The sequence below is a fragment of the Bombella favorum genome (assembly GCF_014048475.1).
GTDB classification, from domain to species: Bacteria; Pseudomonadota; Alphaproteobacteria; order Acetobacterales; family Acetobacteraceae; genus Bombella; species Bombella favorum.
Genome location: NZ_NWUS01000001.1, coordinates 32280 through 45864 on the forward strand (window position 1 = coordinate 32280; position 13585 = coordinate 45864).

Sequence of the window (13585 nt, forward strand, 5' to 3'; positions counted from 1 at the left end):
ATGGAAAAATTCACCCGTCTGACAAGCGTTGCTGCCGCTCTGCCACAGGAAAATGTGGATACGGACCAGATCATTCCGGCTCGCTTCCTCAAGACCATTCAACGTACCGGCTTGGGTAAGCACCTCTTTGCTGGTCAGCGTTACGATGCCGAGGGGAATGAGAATCCTGATTTCGTGCTGAACAAGCCAGCCTATCGCAAGGCTGGTATCCTGATCACGCTGGACAACCTTGGCTGTGGTTCATCCCGTGAGCATGCACCTTGGGCGTTGTTGGATTTCGGTATACGTTGCGTGATTGCCCCGAGTTTTGCAGATATTTTCTATAATAACTGCTTCAAGAACGGCATCCTGCCGATCCGTTTGCCTCGTGAGCAGTGCCTTGCTTTGATGGAAGACGCCAGTCGTGGCGAAAATGCCCGCCTGACGGTTGATCTGGAAAAGCAGGAAATTCATCGCCCGGATGGTGAGGTCATTTCTTTCGAGATGGACCCATTCCGCCGTCAGGTTCTTCTGGAAGGGCTGGATGATGTGGCCCAGACATTGAAGAATCACGAGCAGTCTATTCGTGAGTTCGAGGCCCGGCCATCTCGTGCATGGGTGCCGTCCACAAAACAGTCGGGACGTCCGCAGAGCGTCATCGGTGCCAAAGGAGAGCAGGCATGAGCGCAAAACAGAAAATCCTGCTGCTGCCGGGGGATGGTATTGGCCCGGAGATCATGGAACAGGCCGTTAGGATCATCGACTGGCTGAAGGCTAAACGTGGTCTTGAGGTCGAGCTGTCCGAGGACGTAGTTGGTGGGGCCTCGCTGGCGAAGTATGATGTGCCCATCCGGGATGAGGTCATCGCTAAGGCGAAGGCCGCTGATGCCGTGTTGTTTGGCTCTGTCGGTGATCCAGCATGGAAGGACGTGCCGTTCGATCGCCGCCCGGAGGTGGCTATCCTGCGTCTCCGCAAGGAGCTTAACCTGTACGCTAACTTGCGTCCTGCCAAGCTGTTCGACCCGCTGCTCTCGGCCTCTGCGCTGAAGCCGGACGTCGTGCGTGGTTTGGACCTGATGATCGTGCGGGAGACGGTGGGTGGCGTCTATTTCGGTGAGCCTCGAGGAATCGAGACTCTACCAGACGGCACAAAGCGTGGCGTGAACACGGAAGTTTATACGACGGCTGAGATCGAGCGTGTGGCCCGTGTGGCGTTCGACCTTGCTCGCTTGCGTAGTGGTCGTGTCTGTTCCGTGGAGAAGGGCAACGTCATGGAGAGTGGCCTGCTCTGGCGTGAGGTGGTCACAGACTTGCATAAGCGTGAGTACTCCGATGTGACGCTGACGCACATGCTGGCGGATAACTGCGCCATGCAGCTCGTGCGGGACCCTCGCCAGTTTGATGTGATGGTCACGGGGAATCTGTTTGGTGATCTGCTGTCAGACCTCGCCTCCATGCTGACTGGCTCTTTGGGAATGCTACCATCCGCCACGCTGGGTACGCCGGAAGGAACGGACAAGCAGGCCGCCCTGTACGAGCCGATTCATGGTAGTGCGCCGGATATTGCCGGGAAGGGCATTGCTAATCCGTTGGCGCAGATCCTGTCTCTGGCTATGATGCTGCGTTACTCGCTGGATCGTGGTGCGGATTCCGAGCTGATCGAGCGGGCCGTTTCCAATGTTCTGGCCTCCGGGCTGCGGACGGCAGATATCGCTGCTGCCGGTGAGAGCCGTGTCAGCACGGCGGAGATGGGCGAAGCTGTGCTGAAGGAACTTCAGAAACTCGCCTGATCTCCGGGTGATTGTGCTATGAATTGCCATGCGCCCGCCTGTGTCTCACGGGCGGGCGTTTTTTTGAGATGTAAGAGGAACGACATGTCACTCGCTGCCGAACGGATGGGGCGTATCCTGCCAAGCCAGACCATTGCCATCACGCAGAAGGCCAGAGCCCTGAAAGCGGAGGGGCGGGACATCATCAGCCTCTCTGCTGGTGAGCCGGATTTTGATACGCCTGATTTCATCAAGAAAGCAGCGATCGAGGCCATCCAGCGTGGCGAGACGAAATATACCGATGTTGCCGGTACGCCTGCTCTTCGCAAGGCTGTGGCAGAACGGCTGAATGCTGATTTCGGTCTGGATTACCGGCCAGAGGAGGTCTGCGTGTCCACGGGGGGCAAGCAGGTCATCTATAATGCGATGGTGGCAACGCTGAATGCGGGGGATGAGGTTGTCATCCCCGCTCCAGCGTGGGTCTCTTATCCGGATATCGTGCAGTTGGCGGATGGTAAGCCGGTCATCGTGCCGACCTCTCCAGAAACAGGGTTCCGTCTGACAGCGGAACAGCTGCGGGAGGCGATCACGCCCCGCACACGCTGGCTTGTGCTGAACTCCCCCTGCAATCCAACAGGTAGTGCTTACTCCCGTGAGGAACTGAAGGCGCTGACAGATGTTCTGCTGGAGCATCCACAGGTCTGGATTCTGACGGACGATATTTATGCCAAACTGACCTACGAGGGGCGGGAAGCCTGTACGGTCGTGCAGGTAGAACCTCGCTTGCGAGAGCGGGCCCTGACGATGAATGGCGTCAGCAAAGCCTATGCCATGACGGGCTGGCGCATCGGCTTTTCTGCCGCCCCGGTATCCCTGACAAAGGAGCTGATCAAGCTACAGGGGCAGAGCACGAGCAATGCTTGTTCCATCGCTCAGGCGGCAGCCTTGGCAGCGGTATCTGGCCCGCAGGATTTTATTGGGGAGATGGTCGCCGTTTATCAGAAGCGACGTGACCTTGTGGTGGATGCTTTATCTGCCGTTTCGGGGTTGTCCTGCGCTCGGCCGGAGGGGGCTTTTTATGTGTTCGTGTCTGTGCAGCAGTTGCTAGGCAAGCGCACGGCGGGCGGGCATGTGCTGGAAAGTGACGAAGACTTCGTTAAGGCCATGCTGGAAGATGTCGGAGTGGCCGCTGTTCATGGCACGGCCTTTCTGCTGCCGGGTTATTTCCGGGTGTCCTACGCCACCAGCACAGAGCTTTTGGAAGAAGCCTGCCGTCGCATCGCTCGCTTCTGTGAAGGGTTGGTCTAATGTTTAAGCCATCTCAACGTCTCGCCACATTGCCTACGCCAGCGACGATTGCCATGGCGGCCCGTGCCCGTGAGTTGAAAGCACAAGGCAAGCCGGTCATTTCTCTAGCTCTGGGGCAGCCTGATTTTCCCTCCCCTGCGGCGGCTCTTGATGGGGCCGTGGCTGAGGTAAAGGCTGGTCATACTGGCTATCCACCCATTCCTGGGCAAAAGCCGCTGCTGGAGGCGATTGCCGAAAAGTTCCGGCGGGATAACGGGCTGGATGTATCGCTTGATCAGCTGATGGTCTGTAATGGCGGTAAACAGGCTATTTTCAATGCCTTCATGGCGTCGCTGGATGAAGGAGATGAGGTGATCGTCCCGGCACCATATTGGGTTAGCTATCCGCTCATTGCCCGGATGTTTGGTGGTATACCGGTGGAGGTAGCCTGCCAGGAGGAGGATGGATTCCGCCCGCAGGCTGAGGCCATCCGGAAGGTCATCACCCCCCGGACCCGCTGGCTCGTGTTGAATTTCCCCAATAATCCGACCGGTGCCATTTTGGAGCGGGCTGATCTGGAGGCCATTGCTGCTGTCCTACGGGATGCTCCGCATGTCATGGTGATGAGTGACGAGATTTATGAGCATCTGACATTCGATGGCAGGCATCATCTCTCCCTATTGAATGTGGCACCGGATCTGGCGGATCGTATCCTCATCATCAATGGCATGAGCAAGGCTTATGCCATGACCGGCTGGCGGGTCGGCTTTGCCTGTGGCCCTGTGCCGCTCATCAAGGCGATGATCAAGGTTCAGGGAAACACGACATCGGGTATCTGCACGCTAGCGCAGGGTGGTTCTGTGGCGGCGCTTCAAGAAGATATTGCCGGTGTGCGGGCCATGAGGGAGACCTACGAGCGGCGGCGTGCTCTCGTAGTCGGTGCGTTACGGCAGATTAAAGGGCTGAGCTGTGCCATGCCGCAGGGGGCTTTTTACGCTTACCCTGGTCTGTCAGCTCTGATCGGCAGAAAGTCCGCCGGTGGGCGTGTGTTAAACGATGATGTGGCCTTTGCGGAGGCTCTTCTAGAAGAAGCCCATGTAGCAACCGTACCGGGCTCAGCCTTTGGTTATGGGCCGCATCTGCGGCTCTCTTTTGCGGCATCGGATGCAGAGTTGGAAGAAGCCTGCCAAAGGCTGGCACACTTCGTACAGGGGATCACGGATTGATCCAAAAGGCCATTCCTTCCAACTAAGAAGGAATGGCCTTTTCATTTTAGGGACGCTGGTTCCATTCATTCAGCAGTGTGATGACGGATTGTGGGGCCATCTGGCGGGCGGAGCCAAGGGCGAGGGTGCCATCAGGATTCAGCAGGCGTCCTTGTGGGGTGAGCAGCAGAACGGTCGGCACGGCTTTGATGGTTACCCCGTACTGTTGGGCTAGGTCCATGTTGGTATCAAGATGCCCAACATTGACGGGAACGATCACGAAGTGCTCGTCTAGCCATTGGCTGACGGAAGGCACAGCAAAAATGCCAGCAAGAATACGGCAGTCTGGGCACCAATTGCCGCCGAAATCCAGAAGGACACGCCGGTTTGTTTTGGCGGCTGTTATAAAGGCCTCATGCACCTGTTTGCTGGCGAGTTCGGCAGGGGGGTAGGGCTCACGAGCTGGAGTGATGGTAGTGATTTTTCGGATATCCGGTAAAGGTGCCTGTGCCTGTGCCTGTGCCTGTGCCTGTGCCTGTGCCTGTGCCTGCGTTATGTAGGCAGAAAGTGTGATGCATAAACAGGCAATTACCCGAACAGAATGATGAAAACGCATAATGATGTCTCCTTAGTGGAAAGAGATTATGGAGAATTCGCCTCTTATTGTTAGCGTAAAGGTAACAACAGGACGTTAAATAGAGCCATAGGGGACGGGCTGTTCTTGATAACTCACGATCTCCTGATTAGGGTGGGAGGCCGAGTATGATAAGGACGGTATGCTTGTGGTGAAACGGAAACGGCCAATTTTTTCTACCTCTCCTCGGAAGGAGGTTTCGGTCCTCTCGACATTGGGGAGGATGGTCGTTTTGTTAGGGCTTACGTTCTGTTTGTTGTTGTTGGTAAGGTTCTATCAGCCGGCGACACATCTCATGCAGCATATTGTTGGGACCTCGCTCTGGCAGCAGCTTTATGGTTTCTTTCATGTTGAAACAGCATTGGGGCGGGAGCAGCTGATCCTAATGGGGATTGTCCTGTGCTGCTTCCTGTTGGCTCTGTTCATTCAGCTGGTAGGGTTGTGGATCATAAGCCGGTTCCGTCGCCGTTAGGAGTGTTTTCCGGTAGAGCGGGTGAAGGGCGCAGAAGCTACACAGAGCCATGAGAGGATAAGCAGCGTTCCTCCAGTCGGTGCTAGTCGTGCTGGAAAGAGAATTCCGAAACCGTGTAGTGTGACGGGGATGCTGAACAGAGCTGTTCCAAGTGCTAAGCCGGTACAACCAATGGTAAGACGCAGCGGATGAAGGTACTTGTTGCCTAGTGTCAAAGCGCAGAGGGCAATGCCGTGCCAGAGTGCGATATCAGCAGCCATATGCATCATGCTTCTGCCATTCGGCACGGGGAAGGCCGTATCGGGCAAGTGTGTCGCTGCAGCCTGACAGGCAACAGCTAAACTGGCATAAATGGCCCCTAGGCTGAAAAGGATTTTTAAGAAAGGGCTTGTTTGGGGCGAAAGTGGCCTGTCATGGTGCAGCATATTTATTATAACCCAGCTGGATGAGGATAAGGGTATTGTTTCAGGTACCCGGGAAGATGAGAAGAGGGACGCTGTATGAAATTTCGTTTTATGATCTGTGCGGCACTTCTGTCTCTGGGGGGCTGTGGCCTTACGCCACCTCCGGCTCCACCGGTGCCCCCTTTACCAAAAGGGCCTATGGCACCGCCGACACTGGCTGTTGATGATATCGTGCTTTTAAAGAAGATTAGCCTCCGTTCCATTTATATGAAGACGGCTACTGATTTGGCAGCAACGCATAGTAAGGATGAACTCATCAAGGGTTTTGCAGTGCAGCAGGTCAAAGATTACGATGCGCTTCGCACGGCGGCACAGAAAGTAGCCGATACCCATATGCTTACACTGGCCGGGGCATTGCCCGTGGCCCAGCAGAGCCGGTTGAGCAGGCTGGGAAAATCATATGGACGACCTTTTGACAGGGCATTGCTGTATATTCTGACTCATTCATTCACAGCACAGGAGCGGGCAGCTCTGACACGAGCGAAGAAGAATGGCAGCACAGCGGATATGAAGAGTCTGGCAGGGGCTGCGTTGGATCTTTTGGACCGTAGTCAGCAGCAAGGCGCTGGTTTAATTCGCCGGTAAGTTTCGTTGGAGGGGGAGAGCGGGCGGCCTGTCGGAGAATAGCAATATTATAACATAATTTTGACGTTTTCTTAGTGGTGTGTTACGGTGTGCAATGATCAAGAGTAAAAGACCCGTTCTGATAGTTTCTGCACAAATATCCTAGTGGTCTCATCTTTCCGTTGGGAAAGGCTGTAATGATATGAGCAGAAAATAGGGTGGTCTTTGTTGTGTCGTATTATCAAGATTGACGAATTATAGAAATGAAGAACGATTCGCCTTTAACAGAGAGTTCCATTCGTAAGGCTTTGGAGCGTATGGGGGGCGGGCAGGCGGCTGATAATGCTGACGGGCCGCAGCCTCATGGGCATGGTTTTGGTGGACGTTCGGCTGCCCGTGCCCGGCCAGCCCAGCAGGTGACCCGCCGCCGTCGCCTCCCCGGGGATGATACAGTTGTTGTAGAGCATCAGTCCCTTGGTCGTTCTTCGCAAAAGCGGGCTGCAAATCGTGTGTCTGCTGCTTCCGAAGCGGGGCAGGAGCAGGAAAGACTCAAGCAGAGTTTGCTCAGGGAAAGGCGCCGTGTCCATGATATGGAAGCGGAGCTTTTGATGTTGAATGAGCGGATCCGCGCTGTGAATACTCAGATGACACATCTGCGCCTTCAGGTGGAAGAGGGCAAAAAGGTTATCCAGCAGCGTGATGAAAATATTCTGCGCCTTCGGGCCGAGTTGCATCAGGCTCGGGAACAGCAAGTGCGCCGCGCTGCTACCACGGCCAAGGTGCAGGCTGCCTCTGCCGAGAGTGATGACGAAGGTCAGCAACCTGTGCAATGGTGGAGGGACTGATCGACCTGCCATGATGCCCGCACGTTTTACTGCCATGCTTGGGCTATCTGGTAGTAAAAAATAGGGTTGCGGAGATGGCGGATAGAATCTGGTATGGGAGTGAGTGGCAGGCTTCCCGCCCATTGAAGATCGTTCATGTCGGGGATTTTTTCTTTAGCCTGAAGAAGAAGGCACCATGTCAGTTCAGTGTGGGGGGTAAGCTCTCCAATGGGTTGATACGGAATGGCCACCATGTCATCGACTTTTCTTATAGAGATGTGGCTCGCTCCAGCGGCTGGTTTGGTAGCCGTAGAATGGGGCGGCGGCATCTCTTCCGTGCGCTGAAGGAGTTTCTGGCGTTTAGTGCGCCGGATATTCTTTTGCTGGGGCATGGTTACATGATTCCCCCTTCCGTTATCGAAGAGATACGCCAGCAACAGCCTGGTATGACGGTAGTGCAGTGGAACATTGATGCCTTGTTTGTAGAGGCCAATGCCAAAGATTTTGCAGCTCGACATCAGGTTGTGGATGCTAGTTTCATCTCTACGGCGGGGCCGATCGTGCGGCAGTTGATCGGGGATAAAGGGCATGTCGGGTATTTGCCCAATCCGGTGGACCGCAGCGTGGAAAGGGGGCGGGCTTTTGCTTTGGCCTACCCGGAGGCAGATATTTTCTATTCCTGCGGTAATCCTGCCCGGCTACGAACCATATGCGGGCGGGACTGGGATATGAACGAGTTCTGCGAGACGTTGGAAGAAAGGCTGCCACCATCAGTCCGTTTCGCCTACGCTGGTGTGCGGGGGCAACCTTATGTCAGCGGGGCGGCATATGCCCCTCTGCTGGAGCAGACAGCCATGGGGCTGAACATCAGCCGCCGGGCTGATTATTATCTGTATAGTTCAGATCGTTTGGCCCAGATGATCGGCAACGGCCAGCTTGTTTTTATGGAACGTCAGACCGGGTTCGACAGGATATTCTCTGATCAGGAGATGGCCTTCTTTAGCAGTCTGGATGAGTTGGTGGAGTTGATGGGCCAGTATCACAGTGCCCCGGAATATCGTAAGGATGTCGCCCGGGCGGGGTGGCAGCGTTATTATGCGCTTTTTAATGAATGCGCTGTGGCCGATTACATCATCGGCCAGACTTTGGGAACCCTGCCAGAAGAGGCCCACGCGTGGCGTTATCTGGTGAACCTATAAAAGCAGGGTTCTCCCGTCTTTAGGAAGACAAGGCGATTTTGTGGGCGGAGAACATGGCATTCCATCCTGCCAGTTCTTCGTCTTTGGAGCAGACATCTGGTGTTTGTGTATTGGCGAAGATCATGCGCTTGTCAGCAGTGCTGGCATCGCCGAAATTGACAAACAGGATTTTGAAATCAAGTGCAGGATAGCGGGCGGCGATAGCCTCCACCAAGGCCGTGAAATTGGCTTGGGCCGTGTGGGCAGGGCGGTGCTGCCCAGCATAGAAGAGGTTGTCCCGCCAGCTGCGAACAAAGAGAACACGCTGGGACGTATGGCAGAGCGTGTCGATCTCTTGGATCATGCTGTGGAAGCGATGCCGTAGGATGGGGAGCTGTTCGTGGAACATCTCCACGCTGGCATGTTCTCCAGCCGATTTTTCCAGACAATTATGGTAGGTAATCAGCGTGTCACGGCAGCGCAGGGCATTATGGAGCCCATAAAGGCAATTTGTTGAAAGTAGTCCTGCGAAGTCATGCTGCAATAGGGAAACCAGCGTGTGGAATGGTGCCATAAACTGGCCGAACAGGCCCGGACCGGGGCGGCCGAAGCTGCTTTCGATTGCCTGATTGACAACCTCATCACCACCTAGTGAGATGATGTTATCGAACTGCTGTGCCTCTTCCTGTGGTCCGGGAGAGGGGCGGGATAGGGCCGCAGCGATTTCTTCACGGAACTCGAACATCTGTTCATCAGTCCGCCAAGGGTGCCGATAAAGCGGGTCATGGCGGATGGCCTCGTGGATGGCCTGATTCCGCATGGCCAGCTCATGGTTGCCGTGGCTGTGAGAGGGCAGGGTGTCTAGCCCACCTCTCAGATAGAAGAGCTGTCCACGCTCCGGGCTAAGATGCTGAGCCAGCCCGCCATAGCCAGCACGGAGAAAACGCTGAGTATGTTCGACATGCTCTTCACCATACCGTTCGAACCGGACATCCAGATACCCAACATAGGAGAGGGCCTTGGCATGATAACCGATACAGAACGCCTGATGCATAGGGGCGATATAGGGGTCCTCTGGCGTGCCCTTGCCAGAGGAAATGTCATTATCAATCTCTATGGTGATCTCTGGCATGAAATTGATATGGCCATAGCGTTCAATGGCATCAATCCAAGGGCGTTCCCAGCCGAAGAAGGTGGGGAAGCAGTCATCTTCCAGAATGATCATCCAGTCGCACTGTTTTTCCTCTTTTAGGTACCAGAGGATGCGGTTGCGATTCCACGAGATGCCTTTATTCCGCCCAGTAACGCAGGGGATATTCATCTGTTTCAGCATATCTGGCGTGCCATCGCTGGACCCGTCATCAGCCACAACGAACTCGAATGACGTGCGGGTGTAACGCTGGACGCTAGCGATGACCTCTTTGAGCGTATCCCTGCGATTATAGGTAATGATGCCGATACCCAGTTTCCCAGCCATGAAACGCCTCACCAGTTTGTCTGTATTCAAGGAAAATATGCTACGGAATTTTACTGAAATGCTCTCATGACATCAGCAATTAGCCGCCGGAAATCTTCCGTATACGGGCCATCCCAGCCTGTCCACGGTTTTGGGAAACCCGTAAAGTGGACAGCAAAGGGATTAGACAGCCCTTCGTCATAGATTTTCTTCCACTCCGCCGGAAGTGCCTCACTGGCTTCAACACAACCCGGCCCCCAGCAGACATTCCAGTTTTGATGGATGAAATGGACCTTACCGAAGAAAATACGGTTGAGAATATCTTGGTCGTTCATCCAGAAGAGCGTGTTGCAGAGCTGGCCACATTCCTCTGCTTGGGCAGAGCTGATTTGTGCGAGGTTGAAGACCAGAACACCATTCTGGAAATAATTGTTCGAATCCAAGACCCCGAGTGCGCCGCGGTGATAATCGATCAGTGGAGGGGCACCAGCAATAGCTTGCGGCAGACGGAACCCGTTGGTTTGTGCTGGAATGAGGAGTAGGTCCCGTGTAGCCCCGATCTGGGCCGTAGCAGGGATGCTGTAATAAAGCAGGCTAGGGCAGGCCCGAAGCAATATATCGTCGGTCAGATAAACGAGACGCTGGAACTCGGCAAAAAGGGTTGGTACAGCGAGGCGATAGAAAGTTTTGCGGTCTGTTGTTTCGAGGTGGGTCGGGCTGTAAGCTTGCATCCACTCCGAAACATCCACAAAGTGGATTTGTGAGTGTCTGCCATCAAAAAGACGTCGACCTGCGGTTATGGTCTCGTCCGGCAAGCCCTCATGCAGCATGTAGAGGGCGAGCTTCACCCCCGGGAGAAGGTTGTTAAGCCCTGAAAGAATGGAAGCATAGGCGTTAGGGGCGCTATGTGCCGTCAAAGCGAGGGCAACCGGTATGAATTCTGCGGGTGGAGGGAGAACGGTTTGCATAGACAGGCCAAGTTATTTAACAGAGTCCTGCGGACTATAAGGGCATCATGAAGGGTAGGCAACATGATGCCAGGAGGGCATGTGGTGGCTGAGGTGGTTTTTCATTATCTGGAAACGTCACATCAGGGCTGGTTGGCAGTCCGGCGGGTTGGGGGTGGTATTTGCCATCTCAGGTCTGATGAAATGACCCGTCGGGATGAGAATGGTGTTCCCCTCTACTGCCCTTTATTGGCGATGACACTACCAGACTACCCCGACTACGTGTTTCTTGTCGTAGATTTTGGGGAGAGAGCGGCACCACTTCTTTGGATAAAGCATTTTCCCTATCGGGGGGCCGTTCTGCCTTTCCTCCGTGTTGAGAGTAGAAAGAATGAGGGGCGTGTCGGGCTGCGCAATCTTTTTCGTCCCAGCCAGTGTTGCACAGCCCAACCTTGGAACAGCCAAGGGGGTGTTAATGAGCTCCTCGGGGACTGTAACCAGATGTTCGACTGGGAGGAGTTCCAGCTTCGTGCAGTAGCGGCGACGGATAGGTTGCAGCGTCTTGGTGAGGAAATGGTCACTCACTTCAAGGCGTTTCCGTCGGCTGACTATTTGGAGCAGTTGATTATTACATATGCTGGCAGTCATCTGACGTGGCTGCTGGATGCTATGATTCCTGTGGCGTCTTGGTCTGTTGTCCGTGAAATAGGTCAGCGGCTGCTGAACCAGCCTCCGCTCCGTGAAGCTTTTTTCCGTCAGGTGGGGGAAAGCCCGTGGCGGGACGGCTGGCAGTATCTCGCCCGTTGGCTTGATGATAGGGAGAGCTATCCTGCCGCAGAACGGGGCTGCCCGCTAAGTGATGCCATACTGGCTTATGGTCAGATTGATGCATTGGCTGGTTTTGCCCAAGCGACATTGCATACGGCTCGGGCCAGCGTGGTGCCGCGTAAGCGTGTTTGCATGATGTCCACCATCCGGAATGAGGGAATCTATATTCTGGAGTGGATCGCCTATCATCGGAGCATAGGGGTCGAGCACTTCTTTATTTACAGCAATGACAATAATGATCGCTCTGACCTTCTGTTGAAGGCCTTGCATGATGAAGGGATCATCACCTTTATCGAGAACCCCGTTCAGCCGGGTATGTCTGCCCAGATGAAGGCTTATGGACACGGGTTGAATGTTCTGCCGAATATTCTGGACTATGAATGGTGTTTCATTCTCGATGGTGATGAATTTATTACTTTGTCACCATCTTATCGAACCGTTGGTGAGTATCTGGAGAGTGCTTCCCGGTGGGAGAGTGATGCCATCGCTGTGAACTGGAGATTTGTGGCTTCTGAGGTCAATCAGGACGGATTGGCTGACTTGACAAAGCCACTGACACAGCGGAACCGCAACATTGTCTCTCGTGGGGGGATCGGAGAAGGCTGGCGGCTTGTTAAATCTGCCGTTCGTCCGGGGCGAGCCATTCACTCCCGGCCTCATCATCCGATCTGGGTACAGGCAGAAAAATTTGCCTATAGGCTGTCTGATGGCTCCATCCATAGCTATCGCAATCCGCCGCCTGGTATCGGAGCGGACCCGGCTTTTGCTGATTATGATAGCTGTGCAGATATTTATATCTCGCACTATTATTATAAGTCGATCATTGAATGGGTCTGGAAATATGCCCGGAATAGCGGGCTAGATGGTGCCATGTCTTTTGGTGTGGAACGTTATGCCGATTATTGGGCTAATGCCTTTATCTGCCAGTTGAATGACCCGTATGACGGAGAGAATGAGAATATCCTGATTCGTCTTGATGGTCTGCTGGAAGAGCTGGCGAGCTTAAGGAGCATCACAGCGATTGCTCAGGCTGAAAATATTGTGCGTGAAGCGTGGCAGGAGCGGCTTCTTGCTCTGTTGGATATGATAGAGGAGGCTGATGTTGCGTCCCGCCTGAAAGAAGAGTGGCGCTATGTTCTGGATCCTCTGGTGGAGGAACGGCGCGGCAGCATTCCATTGCATCAGATATGACAAAGAAAAAGCCCTCCAGATGTAAGGAGGGCTTTTTCTTTAAGGTCTGCTAAATGGTAAGATTATTTACTGCACATGCTCATGGAACTGGGCTGTGCGCAGGTGGCTGCGGTTATAGTCCAGTTCGGCATGGCTCAGTTGTAGTCCGATTTCCATGGAGTAGGGGCTGATCTGCGGGTTATTGCCTGTTGGAACGTCGATGAAACGCAGCGGCGTGCTGCTGTGGCTGATGGAGACAGCCGGAGGCAGTTTGACCGTTTCGGTGAAGACTTTTTTGTCCACAATGGCACCATCCTGAAGGATGGCGACAAAATAGGGGACTGTCACCGTATTGTTGTTAGCAGCCGGGCCGCGTTCTAGCTGAAGGTTCAAGCTGACACGGACACGGGTCATGGGGCGTTTCTGCTCATCTTGCGGGCCGGTGCGGCAGTCGCCCTGAACACCCAGAATATGGGTGGAGGTCAGACGGTGGGCGGCATCAAGCCCTTTTCCATCATAAGTGATACGGTCTGCCACTTGGCCCGGCACATCGAACCTGGGGCAGGCCGGAGCGAAGGTATTAGTAGTATCTACATCTTCACATCCGCTGAGGAAACCAACCAGCATGAGGGAGCCGAGGCCCGCAGCAAGGCGGGAAAAGATGCGGGAAGAGGGGGAGAATGCAGGCATCGGACTCAGAAAACTCCACAAGAAAATGGTGCAGGACATTGCAGCAGACGGCAATACGGACGATATAAGGGCCCAGAGTGGTGGTGCAGGGTAGCCCATAATCTTGTATGGAGCACCA

General features: G+C 54.5%; 14 protein-coding genes. 9 read left to right on the forward strand and 5 right to left on the reverse strand.

The features are described from left to right. The 4 genes from leuD (at position 1) to CPA57_RS00195 (ending at position 4261) form a co-directional block, all read left to right on the forward strand. Positions 1-663: a 3-isopropylmalate dehydratase small subunit gene (gene leuD, locus CPA57_RS00180; RefSeq protein ID WP_182080480.1), complete on the forward strand. Its 663-nt coding sequence runs from the start codon at positions 1-3 to the stop codon at positions 661-663. Continuing rightward, positions 660-1769: a 3-isopropylmalate dehydrogenase gene (gene leuB / locus CPA57_RS00185; RefSeq protein WP_182080482.1), complete on the forward strand. Its 1110-nt coding sequence runs from the start codon at positions 660-662 to the stop codon at positions 1767-1769. Before leuD ends, leuB begins: the two co-directional genes overlap by 4 nt. 84 nt (positions 1770-1853) lie before the next feature. Further along, complete coding sequence (locus CPA57_RS00190) at positions 1854-3056, forward strand: pyridoxal phosphate-dependent aminotransferase (protein WP_182080484.1); 1203 nt, start codon at positions 1854-1856, stop codon at positions 3054-3056. Further along, complete coding sequence (locus tag CPA57_RS00195; RefSeq protein ID WP_182080486.1) at positions 3056-4261, forward strand: pyridoxal phosphate-dependent aminotransferase; 1206 nt, start codon at positions 3056-3058, stop codon at positions 4259-4261. The genes CPA57_RS00190 and CPA57_RS00195 overlap by 1 nt, the downstream gene beginning before the upstream one ends. A 46-nt stretch (positions 4262-4307) precedes the next feature. Here the strand turns inward: CPA57_RS00195 and CPA57_RS00200 are convergent, their stop codons facing one another. Beyond that, the gene (locus CPA57_RS00200) at positions 4308-4856 is read right to left on the reverse strand and encodes a thioredoxin family protein (RefSeq protein ID WP_229709121.1); all 549 of its coding nucleotides are present in this window, start codon (positions 4854-4856) and stop codon (positions 4308-4310) included. Positions 4857-5097: 241 nt separating this feature from the next. Between CPA57_RS00200 and CPA57_RS00205 the strand changes: the two genes are divergently transcribed. Continuing rightward, the gene (locus CPA57_RS00205) at positions 5098-5346 is read left to right on the forward strand and encodes a hypothetical protein (RefSeq protein WP_229709123.1); all 249 of its coding nucleotides are present in this window, start codon (positions 5098-5100) and stop codon (positions 5344-5346) included. Here CPA57_RS00205 and CPA57_RS09045 read toward each other — a convergent pair. Beyond that, positions 5343-5606 (reverse strand): DUF423 domain-containing protein, encoded by a 264-nt coding sequence (locus tag CPA57_RS09045; protein ID WP_229709125.1) that lies wholly within the window; start codon positions 5604-5606, stop codon positions 5343-5345. The genes CPA57_RS00205 and CPA57_RS09045 overlap by 4 nt on opposite strands. 240 nt (positions 5607-5846) lie before the next feature. Here CPA57_RS09045 and CPA57_RS00215 point away from each other — a divergent pair, with 240 nt between their 5' ends. The 3 genes from CPA57_RS00215 to CPA57_RS00225 all read left to right on the forward strand — a co-directional run bounded on the left by CPA57_RS00215 (position 5847) and on the right by CPA57_RS00225 (position 8397). Continuing rightward, entirely contained in the window at positions 5847-6395 is a 549-nt protein-coding gene (locus CPA57_RS00215; RefSeq protein WP_182080490.1) for a DUF4142 domain-containing protein, read from the forward strand. A 242-nt stretch (positions 6396-6637) separates the two neighbouring features. Continuing rightward, positions 6638-7219 (forward strand): hypothetical protein, encoded by a 582-nt coding sequence (locus CPA57_RS00220; protein ID WP_182080492.1) that lies wholly within the window; start codon positions 6638-6640, stop codon positions 7217-7219. Between the two features lie 74 nt (positions 7220-7293). After that, positions 7294-8397 carry a glycosyltransferase gene (locus CPA57_RS00225; RefSeq protein WP_182080494.1) on the forward strand — a complete coding sequence of 368 codons (1104 nt, stop codon included), beginning with the start codon at positions 7294-7296 and terminating at the stop codon, positions 8395-8397. 19 nt (positions 8398-8416) lie between these two features. Here CPA57_RS00225 and CPA57_RS00230 read toward each other — a convergent pair whose 3' ends face one another. Then, entirely contained in the window at positions 8417-9853 is a 1437-nt protein-coding gene (locus CPA57_RS00230) for a glycosyltransferase family 2 protein (protein ID WP_182080495.1), read from the reverse strand. A 50-nt stretch (positions 9854-9903) separates the two neighbouring features. Beyond that, positions 9904-10749 (reverse strand): glycosyltransferase family 8 protein, encoded by an 846-nt coding sequence (locus tag CPA57_RS00235; protein ID WP_182080497.1) that lies wholly within the window; start codon positions 10747-10749, stop codon positions 9904-9906. A 135-nt stretch (positions 10750-10884) separates the two neighbouring features. On the opposite strand from CPA57_RS00235, the gene CPA57_RS09020 reads away from it, so the two are divergent. Then, complete coding sequence (locus tag CPA57_RS09020; protein WP_182080498.1) at positions 10885-12798, forward strand: glycosyltransferase family 2 protein; 1914 nt, start codon at positions 10885-10887, stop codon at positions 12796-12798. A 66-nt stretch (positions 12799-12864) separates the two neighbouring features. Here CPA57_RS09020 and CPA57_RS00245 read toward each other — a convergent pair whose 3' ends face one another. Continuing rightward, a complete protein-coding gene (locus CPA57_RS00245) occupies positions 12865-13467 on the reverse strand; it encodes a hypothetical protein (protein ID WP_182080500.1) in 603 nt (200 codons plus the stop codon). Positions 13468-13585 lie beyond the last annotated feature (118 nt).